13 protein-coding genes are annotated in these 12,637 nt (G+C 73.0%); 5 read left to right on the top strand and 8 right to left on the bottom strand.

The annotated features are described in order from the left end of the window. The 4 genes from DLJ58_RS31680 to fabG form a co-directional block, all read right to left on the bottom strand. Nucleotides 1-734 (bottom strand): HAD-IIA family hydrolase (locus tag DLJ58_RS31680; RefSeq protein ID WP_148098027.1); only part of this gene is annotated, 734 nt, incomplete at its 3' end. Nucleotides 735-749: 15 nt separating this feature from the next. Beyond that, on the bottom strand, nucleotides 750-1,778 hold the full coding sequence (locus DLJ58_RS31675) for a ferrochelatase (RefSeq protein WP_124862254.1): 1,029 nt from the start codon (nucleotides 1,776-1,778) through the stop codon (nucleotides 750-752). Nucleotides 1,779-1,878: 100 nt separating this feature from the next. Further along, a complete protein-coding gene (gene fabI, locus DLJ58_RS31670) occupies nucleotides 1,879-2,646 on the bottom strand; it encodes an enoyl-ACP reductase FabI (RefSeq protein WP_091403861.1) in 768 nt (255 codons plus the stop codon). A 27-nt stretch (nucleotides 2,647-2,673) separates the two neighbouring features. Next, entirely contained in the window at nucleotides 2,674-3,378 is a 705-nt protein-coding gene (gene fabG / locus DLJ58_RS31665) for a 3-oxoacyl-ACP reductase FabG (RefSeq protein ID WP_124862251.1), read from the bottom strand. A gap of 154 nt (nucleotides 3,379-3,532) precedes the next feature. On the opposite strand from fabG, the gene DLJ58_RS31660 reads away from it, so the two are divergent. From DLJ58_RS31660 to DLJ58_RS31645, 4 genes are all read left to right on the top strand, one after another. Continuing rightward, nucleotides 3,533-4,762: a sensor histidine kinase gene (locus DLJ58_RS31660; RefSeq protein WP_124862248.1), complete on the top strand. Its 1,230-nt coding sequence runs from the start codon at nucleotides 3,533-3,535 to the stop codon at nucleotides 4,760-4,762. Continuing rightward, nucleotides 4,759-5,421 (top strand): response regulator, encoded by a 663-nt coding sequence (locus DLJ58_RS31655; protein WP_091403852.1) that lies wholly within the window; start codon nucleotides 4,759-4,761, stop codon nucleotides 5,419-5,421. The genes DLJ58_RS31660 and DLJ58_RS31655 overlap by 4 nt, the downstream gene beginning before the upstream one ends. Nucleotides 5,422-5,520: 99 nt before the next feature. Then, on the top strand, nucleotides 5,521-6,426 hold the full coding sequence (locus tag DLJ58_RS31650) for an alpha/beta hydrolase (RefSeq protein ID WP_124862245.1): 906 nt from the start codon (nucleotides 5,521-5,523) through the stop codon (nucleotides 6,424-6,426). Then, nucleotides 6,423-7,688, top strand: coding sequence for an acyltransferase family protein (locus DLJ58_RS31645; protein ID WP_124862242.1), 1,266 nt, complete (start codon nucleotides 6,423-6,425; stop codon nucleotides 7,686-7,688). The genes DLJ58_RS31650 and DLJ58_RS31645 overlap by 4 nt, the downstream gene beginning before the upstream one ends. Before the next feature lie 434 nt (nucleotides 7,689-8,122). Here the strand turns inward: DLJ58_RS31645 and DLJ58_RS31635 are convergent, their stop codons facing one another. The 4 genes from DLJ58_RS31635 to DLJ58_RS31620 form a co-directional block, all read right to left on the bottom strand. Further along, nucleotides 8,123-8,959, bottom strand: coding sequence for a hypothetical protein (locus DLJ58_RS31635; protein WP_124862239.1), 837 nt, complete (start codon nucleotides 8,957-8,959; stop codon nucleotides 8,123-8,125). A 169-nt stretch (nucleotides 8,960-9,128) separates the two neighbouring features. After that, nucleotides 9,129-10,079 carry a VWA domain-containing protein gene (locus tag DLJ58_RS31630; protein ID WP_091403838.1) on the bottom strand — a complete coding sequence of 317 codons (951 nt, stop codon included), beginning with the start codon at nucleotides 10,077-10,079 and terminating at the stop codon, nucleotides 9,129-9,131. Beyond that, the gene (locus DLJ58_RS31625; RefSeq protein WP_124862235.1) at nucleotides 10,076-11,077 is read right to left on the bottom strand and encodes a DUF58 domain-containing protein; all 1,002 of its coding nucleotides are present in this window, start codon (nucleotides 11,075-11,077) and stop codon (nucleotides 10,076-10,078) included. Before DLJ58_RS31625 ends, DLJ58_RS31630 begins: the two co-directional genes overlap by 4 nt. Continuing rightward, nucleotides 11,056-12,153: an AAA family ATPase gene (locus DLJ58_RS31620; RefSeq protein ID WP_091403835.1), complete on the bottom strand. Its 1,098-nt coding sequence runs from the start codon at nucleotides 12,151-12,153 to the stop codon at nucleotides 11,056-11,058. The genes DLJ58_RS31625 and DLJ58_RS31620 overlap by 22 nt, the downstream gene beginning before the upstream one ends. Nucleotides 12,154-12,394: 241 nt before the next feature. On the opposite strand from DLJ58_RS31620, the gene DLJ58_RS31615 reads away from it, so the two are divergent. Beyond that, the gene (locus tag DLJ58_RS31615) at nucleotides 12,395-12,625 is read left to right on the top strand and encodes a hypothetical protein (protein WP_124862233.1); all 231 of its coding nucleotides are present in this window, start codon (nucleotides 12,395-12,397) and stop codon (nucleotides 12,623-12,625) included. Nucleotides 12,626-12,637 lie beyond the last annotated feature (12 nt).

Raw genomic sequence — 12,637 nt, 5'->3', positions numbered from 1 at the left:
GGGCGGTACGGGTAACGCTCCGCCTCGGTGCGACTGCTGATCCCGGTGAGCACCAGGATGGTCTCCAGCCCCGCCTCCAGGCCACACAGGATGTCGGTGTCCATCCGGTCACCGATCATCGCGGTGCTCTCCGAGTGCGCGTTGATGGTGTTGAGCGCCGAGCGCATCATCATCGGGTTGGGCTTGCCCACGAAGTACGGCTCGACCCCGGTCGCCTTGGAGATCATGGCGGCGACCGAGCCGGCGGCGGGTAGCGCGCCCTCCACGGACGGGCCGGTCACGTCGGGGTTGGTGCAGATGAACCGGGCACCGTCGTTGATCAGGCGGACGGCCTTGGTGATCGCCTCGAAGCTGTAGGTGCGGGTCTCGCCGAGCACCACGTAGTCGGGGGCGAAGTCGGTCAGCACGTAGCCGACGGCGTGCAGCGCCGTGGTCAGCCCGGCCTCACCGATGACGTACGCGGTGCCACCCGGCCGCTGGTCGGCGAGGAACTGGCCGGTGGCCAGGGCGGAGGACCAGATCGACTCCTCCGGCACGTCCAGCCCCATCCGGCTGAGCCGGGCCGTCAGGTCCCGCGGGGTGTAGATCGAGTTGTTGGTCAGCACCAGGAACGGCTTGCCGGAGGCGCGCATCCGGTTGATGAACTCCGGCGCGCCGGGCACCGGCTGGCCCTCGTGCACCAGCACGCCGTCCATGTCGGTCAGCCAACTCTGCACGGGCTTACGGTCATGCATGATGATCCTCAGAGGTCAGGGGCGACGGGTCGGCACGCAACAGACGGTGGGGCAGGTGTCCCACATGGGCAGCTCGCCCAGGCGGCGGCGTAGCTGCGCGCCGTCCGGGTCGGTCCGCTCGGTGACCAGCTCACGCACCATGGTCACGAAGCGCGGGTCGGTGCCCGGCGTGCCGGCCCGGACGAAGTCCAGGCCGAGCTGCTTCGCCGTCTCCAGCGCTTCGGTGTCCAGGTCCCACACGACCTCCAGGTGATCGGAGACGAAACCGATCGGGCTGACCACCACGCCGGTGGTGCCACCCTGCGCAAGGGTGGCCAGGTGGTCGTTGATGTCCGGTTCCAGCCACGGCACCTGCGGCGGGCCGGAGCGGCTCTGCCAGACCAGGTCGTACGCCAGGTCGGGTGCGGCGGCCGCGGCGACGAGCCGGGCGGTCTCGTGCAGCTGCGCCTCGTACCGGCCGCCGTGCGGGCCGGCGTTGGCCGCCATCGAGTTGGGGACGGAGTGGGCGGTGAAGACCAGCCGGGTGGTGTCCCGCAACGCCGGGTCGAGCTGGCCCAGGGCCGCGCGGACCGCGTCGACGTGCGGCTCGACGAAGCCGGGGTGGTCCCAGAACTGGCGCAGCTTCTCGATCACCGGGGCGTCCGGGCCGACGGCGGCACGGGCGGCGGCGATGTCCTCCTGGTACTGCCGGCAGGACGAGTAGCCGCCGTACGCGCTGGTGACGAAGGCCAACGCCCGGGTGATCCCGTCGTCGCGCATCTGGGTCACGGTGTCGGCGAGCATCGGGTCCCAGTTGCGGTTGCCCCAGTAGATGGGCAGGTCGACACCGTGCGCGGCGAAGTCGGCGCGGACGGCGGCCAGCAGGTCCCGGCACTGCTGGTTGATCGGGGACACCCCACCGAAGTGCTGGTAGTGCTCGGCGACCTCGACCAGTCGTTCGGGAGGCACACCCCGGCCCCGGGTCACGTTCTGCAGAAACGGCATCACGTCCTCGGGCCGTTCGGGCCCGCCGAAGGACACCAGCACCAGCGCGTCGTACGACATGGGGTCATTCTTGCCCCTCGGCCGGGACGTCCCGGCGACGCCCCCTGGTCCGGCCGCGTAGATCACGCGGACGGTGACCAGGGAGCGTCACGGTGCGGCGTCAGGAGCCGATGGCGTGGTAGCCGCCGTCGACGTGGACGATCTCGCCGGTGGTGGCCGGGAACCAGTCGGAGAGCAGCGCCAGGCAGGCCCGCGCGGCGGGCTCCTGGTCGGTGAGGCTCCAGCCCAGCGGGGCACGCTCGGCCCAGGCGTCCTCGAACTGGTCGAAGCCGGGGATCGACTTCGCGGCGATGGTGCGCAGCGGCCCGGCGGCGACCAGGTTGCTGCGGATGCCCTGCTTGCCCAGGTGCAGCGCCAGGTAGCGGGACGCGGACTCCAGGCCGGCCTTGGCCACGCCCATCCAGTCGTAGACCGGCCACGCCTTCGTCGCGTCGAAGGTCAGGCCGACCACCGCGCCGCCGGGCGACATCAGCGGCAGCGCCGCCATGGCGAGGGACTTGTACGAGAAGGTGGACACGTGCAGGGCGGTCGCCACGTCTTCCCAGGGCGCGTCGAGGAAGCCGCCGCCCAGGCAGCTCTGCGGGGCGAAGCCGATCGAGTGCACGACGCCGTCGAGGCCGTCGACGTGCTCGCGTACCCGGTCGGCGAGGCCGGCCAGGTGCTCGGTGTTGGTGACGTCCACCTCGATGACCGGGGCGGGCTCGGGGAGCCGCTTGGCGATCCGCTCGACCAGGGAGAGCCGGCCGTAGCCGGTGAGCACGACCTGCGCGCCATTTTCCTGAGCGAGCTTCGCCACCGAGAAGGCGATCGAGGCGTCGGTGATGACACCGGTGACGAGCAGTCGCTTACCGGCGAGCAGTCCGGACATCGCTGATTTCCTCCGTAGTCAAAAGGGTTAGTGGCCCATGCCGAGGCCGCCGTCGACCGGGATGACGGCGCCGGAGACGTACCCGGCGCTGTCCGAGGCCAGCCAGGTGACCACGGCGGCGACCTCGTCCGGGCTGGCCATCCGGCCGGCCGGGATGGACTTGAGGATCTCCGCCTTGCGGTCGCCGGAGAGGCCGGCGGTCATGTCGGTGTCGATGAAGCCGGGCGCCACCACGTTCGCGGTGATGTTGCGGCTGCCCAGTTCCCGGGTGATCGAGCGGGCGACACCGACGAGGCCGGCCTTGCTGGCGGAGTAGTTGACCTGCCCGGCGCCGCCGGCGAGGCCGACCACCGAGGAGATGAAGATCATGCGGCCCCACTTGGCGCGGAGCATCTTGCCGGAGGCCCGCTTCGCGACCCGGAACGCACCGGTGAGGTTGGTGTCCACCACGTCGGTGAACTGCTCCTCGGACATCCGCAGCAGCAGTGTGTCGGCGGTCATGCCGGCGTTGGCGACCAGCACCTCGACCGGACCCAGCTCGGCCTCGACGGCGGCGAACGCGGCGTCGATCGAGGCGGCGTCGGTGACGTCGGCGCGTACGCCGAACAGCCCGTCGGGTGCCTCGCCGCTGCGGTGGGTGACCGCCACCCGGTCGCCCTGCTTGGCGAAGGCCTGCGCGATGGCCAGGCCGATCCCCCGGTTGCCCCCGGTCACCAGCACGGTACGGGCCACTGTTCCCCCTTGCGAATGGTCAGCACGGACGCGTCGGAGCCTAGGCGTTACCGGCAGGTAAGCGCTAACGGGAGTCGCGTCACACTGGGGTACGACACCGGGATCAACCCCTGGTGGCACGCCTCGCGGCGGGTCGGCCCGTAGCCTCCGGGTGGTGAACCGGCATCCGATCGCGGTGGCCCTGCGGGCCCTTCGGCAGACAGTGCTCGGCCCGGACGCCCGGCCCGAACGGCCGCTGCTGGCCCGGTGGCCCAGGCTGGCCCGCCACGCCGGCCCGGTCGGCCTGCTCGCCGCGCTCGGCCTCTTCTGGATCACGGTGACCGTGGAGAGCGACTGGGGCCTGCCGACGCCGATCGCGGTGCTGTTCGCGGCGATGACAGTGGCGCCGCTGCTGGCGCTGCCCCGGCATCCGCTGCTGGCCTGGCGGCTGACGGTGCTGGCCCTGCTGGTGTGCACGTTCAACGCGCCAGCCGACCAGCCGTGGCCGTGGACACCGCCGTTGGCGCTCGGCTCGGTGGCGGTGCTCGCGGGAGTCGTCGCACGGGTCGAACGGCCGGTGCTGGTCTGGGTGGTGACGATCAGCACCGTGCCGGTGCTCACCCTCGTGCACCCCGACAACCGGCCGGCCGTGCTCGCGCTGCTCGGCGCATCGGCGATCGTCGGCGACCTGATCCGACGTAACCGGTTGTCCCGGCGCGCGCTGGCGGCGCAGGCCGAGCTGAGCGAGCGGGAGCAGGAGCGCCGCGCGGTGTTGGAGGAACGAACCCGCATCGCCCGGGAGCTGCACGACGTGGTGGCCCACCACATGTCACTGATCGCGGTGCAGGCGGAGACCGCCCCGTACCGGCTGACGGACGTGCCGGCCCCGGCAGCCGCGGAGTTCGTCGCCATCGCCGCGTCGGCCCGCGACGCGCTCACCGACATGCGGCGACTGTTGGGGGTGCTGCGCAGCGAGACGAGCGGACCGCAGACCGCACCGCAACCGGACCTCACCGACCTGGGTGCCATGGTGGACGCGGCACGCCGGGCCGGGCTGCCGGTGACCCTGGACGTCGAGCCGGTGGACGACGACCGGGTGCCCGCGCCGGTCGGGCTGGCCGCGTACCGCATCGTCCAGGAGGGCCTGGCCAACGCGGCCCGCCACGCTGCGGGCGCCGCGGTGCGGGTCACCGTCCGCATCGGCCGGTCTGGTCTTGGGGTACGCGTCGAGAACTCCCCGGCCGACGTCCGACCGACCGCCGACGGCGGCTCCGGGCACGGGCTGACCGGGATGCGGGAACGGGCCACCTCGCTGGGCGGTACGTTCACCGCCGGGCCGCTGCCCGACGGGGGTTACGCGGTGGCGGCCGAGTTGCCGTACGACGCGGAGGGCGGGGACCGATGATCCGGGTGCTGATCGCCGACGACCAGGCGATGGTCCGGCAGGGTTTCGGCGCGCTGCTCGCCGCCCAACCGGATCTGCTGGTGGTGGGCGACGCCGCCGACGGCGCGCAGGCGGTGGCCGCCGCCCGCCACCTCGACCCGGACGTGGTGCTGATGGACGTGCGGATGCCGGTCATGGACGGGCTGGAGGCCACCCGCAAGCTGCTCGGTGACCGGTCGACGCAGCGACCCCGGGTGCTCATCCTCACCACCTTCGACCTGGACGACTACGTGTACGAGGCACTGCGCGCCGGGGCCAGCGGGTTCCTGCTCAAGGACGCCCCCGCGGCCGACCTGGTGCAGGCGGTGCGGGTGGTGGCGGCCGGGGACGCGCTGCTCGCCCCGGGGGTCACCCGTCGGCTGATCGCCGAGTTCGCGGCCCGTCCGGACCGCCGCCGCCCGCGCCCCACCGACCTGGCCGGGCTCACCCCGCGCGAGACCGAGGTGCTGCGGTTGATCGCCCGGGGCCGCAACAACGCGGAGATCGCGGGTGACCTGGTGGTGGCCGAGCAGACCGTGAAGACGCACGTCGGGCGGATCCTGGCCAAGCTGGGTCTGCGCGACCGGGCCCAGGCCGTGGTGCTGGCGTACGAGACGGGTCTGGTGGCCGCCGGCGAGTAGCCCTGTGGAGCCAGCCCGGGAACGGCTCTGCGGGACGACGACCGGGCCCCGCCCCTGGGCGCACTCTCCCTCCGGACGACATTCCGGAGGGAGAACGTGATGCGACGACGAGGTGCCAGCCGGGTGGCGATGGCCGCGCTGCTCGGCGTGAACCTGGTTCTGCCGACCCGACCCGAGCCGGCCACGGCGGCGGGGTTCGTCGAGGCGTACCCCGTGACGGCGGCGGCGATGCACGCGGCCGGCCCCCCGTACGCGGACTGGGCGGCCGACGGACGCCGGTTCCTGCTGTTCGACGAGCGCGGTGACGGCCGCGCGGTCGAGGTGTTCGGCGACCTCGCCGACGCGGACCGGATCGCGGTGCTGGTGCCGGGGGTCGGCAGCACCCTCGCCGACTTCGACCGGGGTTTGGGCGGGGTGGCCCGGCGGGCGCCGGCGGTGCAGGCCGGGCAGCTCTACCGGGAGCTGCGGGCGACCGACCCGAAGGCGCGGGTCGCGGTGCTGGCCTGGCTCGGCTACGACCCGCCCGACGGGGTGTTGACCGCCGCCGGTGGCGTCAGCGCGCGGCGCGGCGCGGCCGGGCTGGCCACGCTGCTGCGGGAGCTGGCCGGGCGGCGTCCGGCGGCGACGATCACGCTGGTCGGGCACAGCTACGGGTCGCTGGTGGTGTCACTGGCGGCGGCGGACGCACCGTCCCAGGTCGCCGACGTGGTCAGCCTCGGCGGCGTCGGCGCCGGGGTGCAGCGCGCCGACGACCTGCCCGGCGGTCGGCGGTTCTGGGCGGCCGAGGCGCCGACCGACTGGATCCGCCGGGTACCGCCGGTGCGCCTGCCCGGCCTGGGTTTCGGCCGGCGACCCGGTGATCCGGCGTTCGGTGCCCGGCCCCTGCCGGTGGGTGGGGTGGCGGGGCACGACGGCTACCTCACGCCGGGCAGCGCCGCGCTGGTCGCGGTGGCGGCGGTCGTGCTGGGCGGCGTCGACGCCGACCGGATCGGGGACGCCCGGTGAGCCGGGACCGTGCCGTCGACGCGCTGCGGGCGTACGCCATCGGCGGGGTGGTGCTGGGGCACTGGCTGGTCACCGGGTTGGTGTTGACCGGCGACGGCGGGCTGCACCAGGCCAGCCCGCTGACCGCCCTGCCCGACCTGGCGCCGATGACCTGGGTGTTGCAGACGCTCGGGTTGTTCTTCTTCACCGCCGGGTTCGGCTCGACCCGGTCGCTGGCCCGCTGTCCGGGCGGCGCGGGCGGTTGGCTGGCCGGGCGGCTGCGGCGGCTGCTGCTGCCCACCGTGGCGCTGCTCGGTGTGGGGGCCGCCGTGCTGCTCGCCGCCACCGTCCTCGGCACCTCGGACGACACGCTCGCCGTCGCGCTGCGGCTGGCGGTCAGCCCGCTGTGGTTCCTGCTACCGCTGGTGATCCTGGTCGCGCTGACCGGCCCGCTGCGCGCCGCCGTACGCCGGTGGGGGGTGGCGCGGTGCGGGGTGCCGGCGGTCGCCGTGGTGGCCGCGGCCGACCTGGCGGTCCGGCTGCTGCCGTCCGGCACCGACCTGCCCCCGGTCACCGTGCTGGCGGCCTGGTCGGTGCCGTACCTGCTGGGTGTGGCGCACGCCGACGGGCGGCTGGAGGGCCGGCGGGCGGGCGGCACGCTGGCAGCCGGTGGGGCGGTCGCGCTGGCGGCGCTGCTGGCACTGGGCTACCCGGTGAGCGCGGTCGGCGTGCCCGGGGCCGGGGTGTCCAACCTGAACCCGCCGTCGCTGATGGTCGTGGCGCTGGCGGTGACCCAGGTCGGGCTGGGGCTGCTCGCCCGGCCGGCACTGCACCGGCTGCTGACCCGGCCGCTGCCGGGCGCAGCGGTGACCGAGGTGAACCGGTCCGCCGTCCGGATCTACCTGTGGCACCAGCCGGTACTGGTGGCGGTGACCGCGCTCACCGCCCGCGGCGGGCTGGCCCTGCCCGGTCTGCACACCGCCCCGGACGGTCCGGGGTGGGTGCTGGCGCGCTGCTGCTGGCTGCCGTTGCTCGCCGTGGTGCTGGTCACGGTGGTGCGGGTCGGGCAGCCGAGGTCGTTCCGGCGAGGCGTACGCGCTGGTGGCGAGCGGCGTCGCCAACCGGGCGGTGGAGGGGTCGCCGGCCGGTCGGCCGAGTGCGTTCCGCCGGCACCGCACGTGTACGATCATCGACGTTCCGGCCCGCCCGACTTGCAGGAGGTGATCGCTGTGCGAGATAGCGATCCTCCCAGTCGTGGCCGGGCCGATGGTCAGTCCCGCTGAGCCACGACTCAGTCCGGTGAGCTGACCCCGCTCCGCTCCCCACCACGTCGGCAACTGCCGAGGTGAGTGTGCCGCGCCGCCCGATCCCGGGCGGTCGCCGGGAGCCGCCCGGTCACGACTTCGTGTGCGCGTCCCCACCCCCTGCGGTCCGCCCCCGCACGCGGACCGTCCAGCCGCCACCCGGAGCCGTCCATGAGCCGCTACGTCGCCCCGCTGGGCTTCACCCTCGCCGCCGTCTGGGTGGCCATCGTCTTCGTGCTCGCCGGTGGCGGTCACTGACCGCTCCGGGCCGGCCGCGGTCGCTGAGCCGCGCCACCCGGCGGTCGACGCTGCCCCGTGCCGGTAGCGGCCGCGTCGACACCGTCAACTGCGCCCGCTGACTCGGTTCGTCAACTCGGTGGCGGAGGTGTGGTCGTGACCGCCCGCCACGGTGCTCAGGGTGAGGTGGTTGGGGGCTGGTCCGCTGACGGAGAACCGCCGGGAGAGGCGCGGCGACGTGTGCGGTTCCGCAGCAGGCCGGCTCCGATGAGCGCCACGACGATCGGGACGACCACCTGCGCCAGGACCAGGACGACCCGGTCGAACGTGGACGGCCCGGCGTCGCCTTGAGTGGGCTGGGCGGCCACCTGACTCGTGGCCGGCGGGCTCGGCGAGGCAGAAACGGTCGGGCCTCCACCGGTTTCCCCAGAACTCGGCTGGGTGTTGGCCGCAACCCGCCGTGCGGTGAGCTCGATCGGGAGGTAGTCGTCGGGCACCAACGGGTTGTCGCTCTGCCCGTCCAGGAGGCGAACTATCAACAACATCGTGTAGGTATCGGGCGTCTTCGCCTCCGCCTCCCAGGTCCAAACCCCGACGTCGCCAGGACCGGTCAACGGCTGCGGCTCGTCCTGGGCGGGATCAGCACCAACGACCCGGAGGTGATCGTCGGTCGAGACCAGGCGTACCTGAACACGGCCTCCGAGCAGAACCTTCCCAGCCGGGGACTGACCGACGCCCGATGGCCCAACCTCACTGGCACACCACGCCCGCTCGCGAGCCTCCGGACCGCAGAGCCCGACCCGGACCAGAAACGACCGGCCTACCTCCACCTCTCGATTGGCTGTGACGTACACGTTGCCTTCGAAGAGTGCTCGCCGGCTGTCCTGCAACTTGATCTGGCACTCGAACTGCTCGGACGGGCTCGTGTTGGCAGCACCACCGGTCGGCTCGGGCGTCGGACGTTTACCAGGGTTTGGTATCAACCAGACGAGCCCGGTGGCGACGACGCTCATGATGAGCGCTGCCACTGTGAGCACCGTCTGTGAGCTTGGCCGGTGCCGGCCCTCCCTGCCCGTGGTTGCCACCGTGCGCCCCCTGAGATAGTCAAGGCGCATCAGTGTGGAGGAGGAACGCACATCCAGCGAGCAGCGGCCGACCCTGCCCGCCGCCCGCACGCACCGGCTACAGCATCCGGGACGACCACAGCAGACTGAACGCGCCCGCGCAGAGCGCCAGCAGCAACGCCACCCCGGCGTACCACTGGGTCACCTCACGCGGCTCTGTGCGGAACCCGATCGAGCTGCCCATGTCCTGATAGACCTGCTTCAGCTCGCTCACCGAGGCCGCCTCGTAGAAGTAACCCTCGGTGGTCTCGGCCAGCTCGGCGAGGGCCAACCGGTCCACCGGGACCCGCTGCAACTGCCCGCCGATGTCGACCTGGCCGGTGTCGGTGCCGAAGGCGATGGTGGAGACCGGAACGTTGGCCGCCTGCGCGGCCGCCGCCGCCTCCTCCACCGCCCGACCGGAGGTCCGGAAGCCGTCGGAGAGCAGCACGATCCGGGCCGGTGGGATGCCCGCCGCGCCGTCGGTCGGCACCGACCGGATCGCCTCCAGGCAGGTGAACACCGCCTCGCCGGTCGCAGTCGCCTCGGCCAGCACCAGCCCGTCGATGGCACTGGTCACCGCGTCCCGGTCCTTGCCCGGCGGCACCAGCACGTTGGCCGCCTTGGCGAACGACACGAGGCCCAGGTTGTAGCTCTCCGGCAGCTCACTGACGAACTGCTTGGCCGCCTCCTGGGCCGCCTCCAGCCGGTTCGGTGCCACGTCGTCGGCCTGCATCGACAACGACACGTCGATGGCGAGCATCACGGTGGCCCGCTCCAGCGGCTCCTTGGTGTCCACCGCGGGACGGGCCAGCGCGGTGGCCAGCACCAGCAGGCAGAGCAGGAACGCGGTCGCCGGGACGTGCCGACGCCAGCCCAGGCCCTTCGGCGCGACCGTACGCAGCAAATCCACGTTGGTGAACCGCATCGCGTACGCCCGGCGGTGCAGCTGCCGCCAGACGTAGAACGCGGCGAGGGCGAAGACCGGCAGCACAGCCAGCAGCCACCACGGTTGCAGAAAACGGATCATCGTGTCGTCCCCCGGGTACGCGCGTGCCGCTGCGCGGCCACGAATCGCACCATGTCCAGCAGCCAGTCTCGGTCGGTACGCAGACGCAGGTGGGCCGCGCCGGCGCCGCGCAGGGCGGCGGCGATCGTGGCCCGTTGGGCGGTGGCGGCCTCGGCGTAGCGCTGCCGCAGCCGCGGGTCGGCGGTCTGCACCTCGTGCAGTTCACCGCTCTCCGGGTCGACCACCGGCAACACGCCCACGTCGGGCAGCTCCAGCTCGCGCGGGTCGACCACCTCGATCGCCAGCACGTCGTGGCGGACGCGCAGCTTGCGCATCGGCCGCGCCCACTGCTCAGCCGGCGCGAGGAAGTCCGAGACCACCACGGCCACCCCACGACGGCGGGGCGGACGGTTGAGCATCTCGATCAGGGCGCCCAGATCACCACGGCCGGGCTGGATGGCGGTGCCGGCGACGGCACGCAGCAGGCCCTGCGCCTCCTTGCGCCCGGAGCGGGCCGGCAGCCGGGTGAGCACCCCGGGCCCGGCCGGCGGTGGTCCGCCCCGCCACCGTCGGGCCGGGGCGGACGCCCCGCCGCCGGTGCCGATCACGGCGCCGATCCGGTTACCCCCGCGCACGGTCAGGTGGGTGATGGCGGCCGCGGCGGCCACCACGACCTCCCGTTTGAGCCACTGCCCGGTCCCGAAGTCCAGGCTGGCGGAGAAATCCAGCGCGAGCCAGGTCTCCAGCTCCCGGTCGGCGACCGTACGCCGCACGTGCGGTGTGGTGGTCCGGGCCGTGACCGGCCAGTCCATCCGGCGCACGTCGTCGCCGGGGCGGTACTCCCGGGACTCACCCGCCTCACTGCCCGGTCCCGGCAGCAGGCCGGCGTAGTCGCCCTGGAGCAGACCGTCGAGCTTGCGGGTGACGAGCAGCTGAAGCCGGGACAGCACGGCCTCGCTACGGTCGGCGAGGGGGGCCGGACGAGGGGTGGGTGAGGTCACGGGCGCTGCCCGGGCCAGCCAGCGCCCGGCGGCGGCGCGATCGACGGCGGGGTGGCCTGCTGCCGGGGAGCGACCGCCGGAAGCGGGATCGTCGACATCACCCGCTGCACGATGTGGTCGGCGGGCACGTCGTCGGCGAGCGCGTCGTAGCTGAGCACCAACCGGTGCCGCAGGATGTCCGGCGCGATGTCCTGCACGTCCTGCGGCAGCGCGTAGTCACGCCCGCGCAGCAGCGCCAGGGCGCGGGTGGCCCGGACCAGACCCAGCGAGGCGCGCGGGCTGGCCCCGTACTGGATCAGTTGCGCGACGTCGGGCATGCCGTGCTCGGCCGGGGCCCGGGTGGCCAGCACCAACCGGACCGCGTAGTCGACCAGGGCGTTGTGGACGAAGACCTGGTCCGCCTTGCGTTGCAGGGCGATCAGCTCCGGGGTGTCGAACACCGCGGTCGGCTCGGGCGCGGCCACGCCCATCCGGTAGACGATCTCCCGTTCCTCCGCGTCGGTCGGGTAGCCCACCACGATCTTCATGAGGAACCGGTCCCGCTGCGCCTCCGGCAGCGGGTAGACGCCCTCCTGCTCGATCGGGTTCTGGGTGGCCATCACCAGGAACGGGTCCGGCACCCGGTGGCTCTCCCCACCGATGGACACCTGCCGCTCGCTCATGACCTCCAGCAGCGCGGACTGCACCTTCGCCGGGGCTCGGTTGATCTCGTCGGCGAGCAGGAAGTTGACGAAGACCGGGCCCAACTCGACGTCGAACTTCTCGCTCGACTGCCGGTAGATCCGGGTGCCCATGATGTCGGCGGGCACCAGGTCCGGGGTGAACTGAACCCGGGCGAAGGACCCACCGACGACCTTGGCGAGGGTCTCCACCGCGAGGGTCTTGGCCACCCCGGGCACACCTTCGAGCAGGCAGTGACCGCGGGCGAGCAGCGCGACGAACATCCGCTCCACCATCCGGTCCTGCCCGACGATCACACGTTTGATCTCGAACAGGCCCTTCTCCAGCAGGCTGGCGTCCTGCGCGGGGGTGGTCACCGGGGCAGGTGCCGCTCCGTTCGGCGTCGGGGCGTCGGGCATGGTCGGCTGGGCCACCGGTCCTCCACAGCGTTTGTCGGTCGTCGCGGCTCGTGCGGTATCAAGACTCGCACGCCTTGCTGAGTGTCGAGGTGGGGAGAAGCCGATTTTGACCGCGCCGTCCCCAGCAGCCGAATCCCGCATCGCGGGTATGCACGAAGCGGCCCGCCGCGTGTACGATTCACCCCGTCGCCGGGCGGCTCCCCCCGTGGTCGCCCGGCGATCAACTTCTCCGTCCCGCCGCCCTAGACTGGCCGGGATGAGCATCCCCTCCCCCACCGACGAGGCCCTGGTCTGTTCGGCCCGGGGCTGCCGGTCCGCCGCCATCTGGGCGCTGGAGTGGAACAATCCCCGTCTGCACGACGCCGATCGGCGCAAGACCTGGTTGGCCTGCGCCCAGCACCGGGGCAGCCTCGGTGACTTCCTCGACGCTCGAGGCTTCCTGCGTGCCGTCACTCCGGTGCCCGGATCGCCTACGCTCGACCTGTGAGCGGCGACCCTC

It is taken from the genome of Micromonospora arida, assembly GCF_003857035.1.
GTDB classification, from domain to species: Bacteria; Actinomycetota; Actinomycetes; order Mycobacteriales; family Micromonosporaceae; genus Micromonospora; species Micromonospora arida.
The sequence above is the reverse complement of the archived record's forward strand: the minus strand, read 5'-3'. Positions and strand labels throughout refer to the sequence as shown.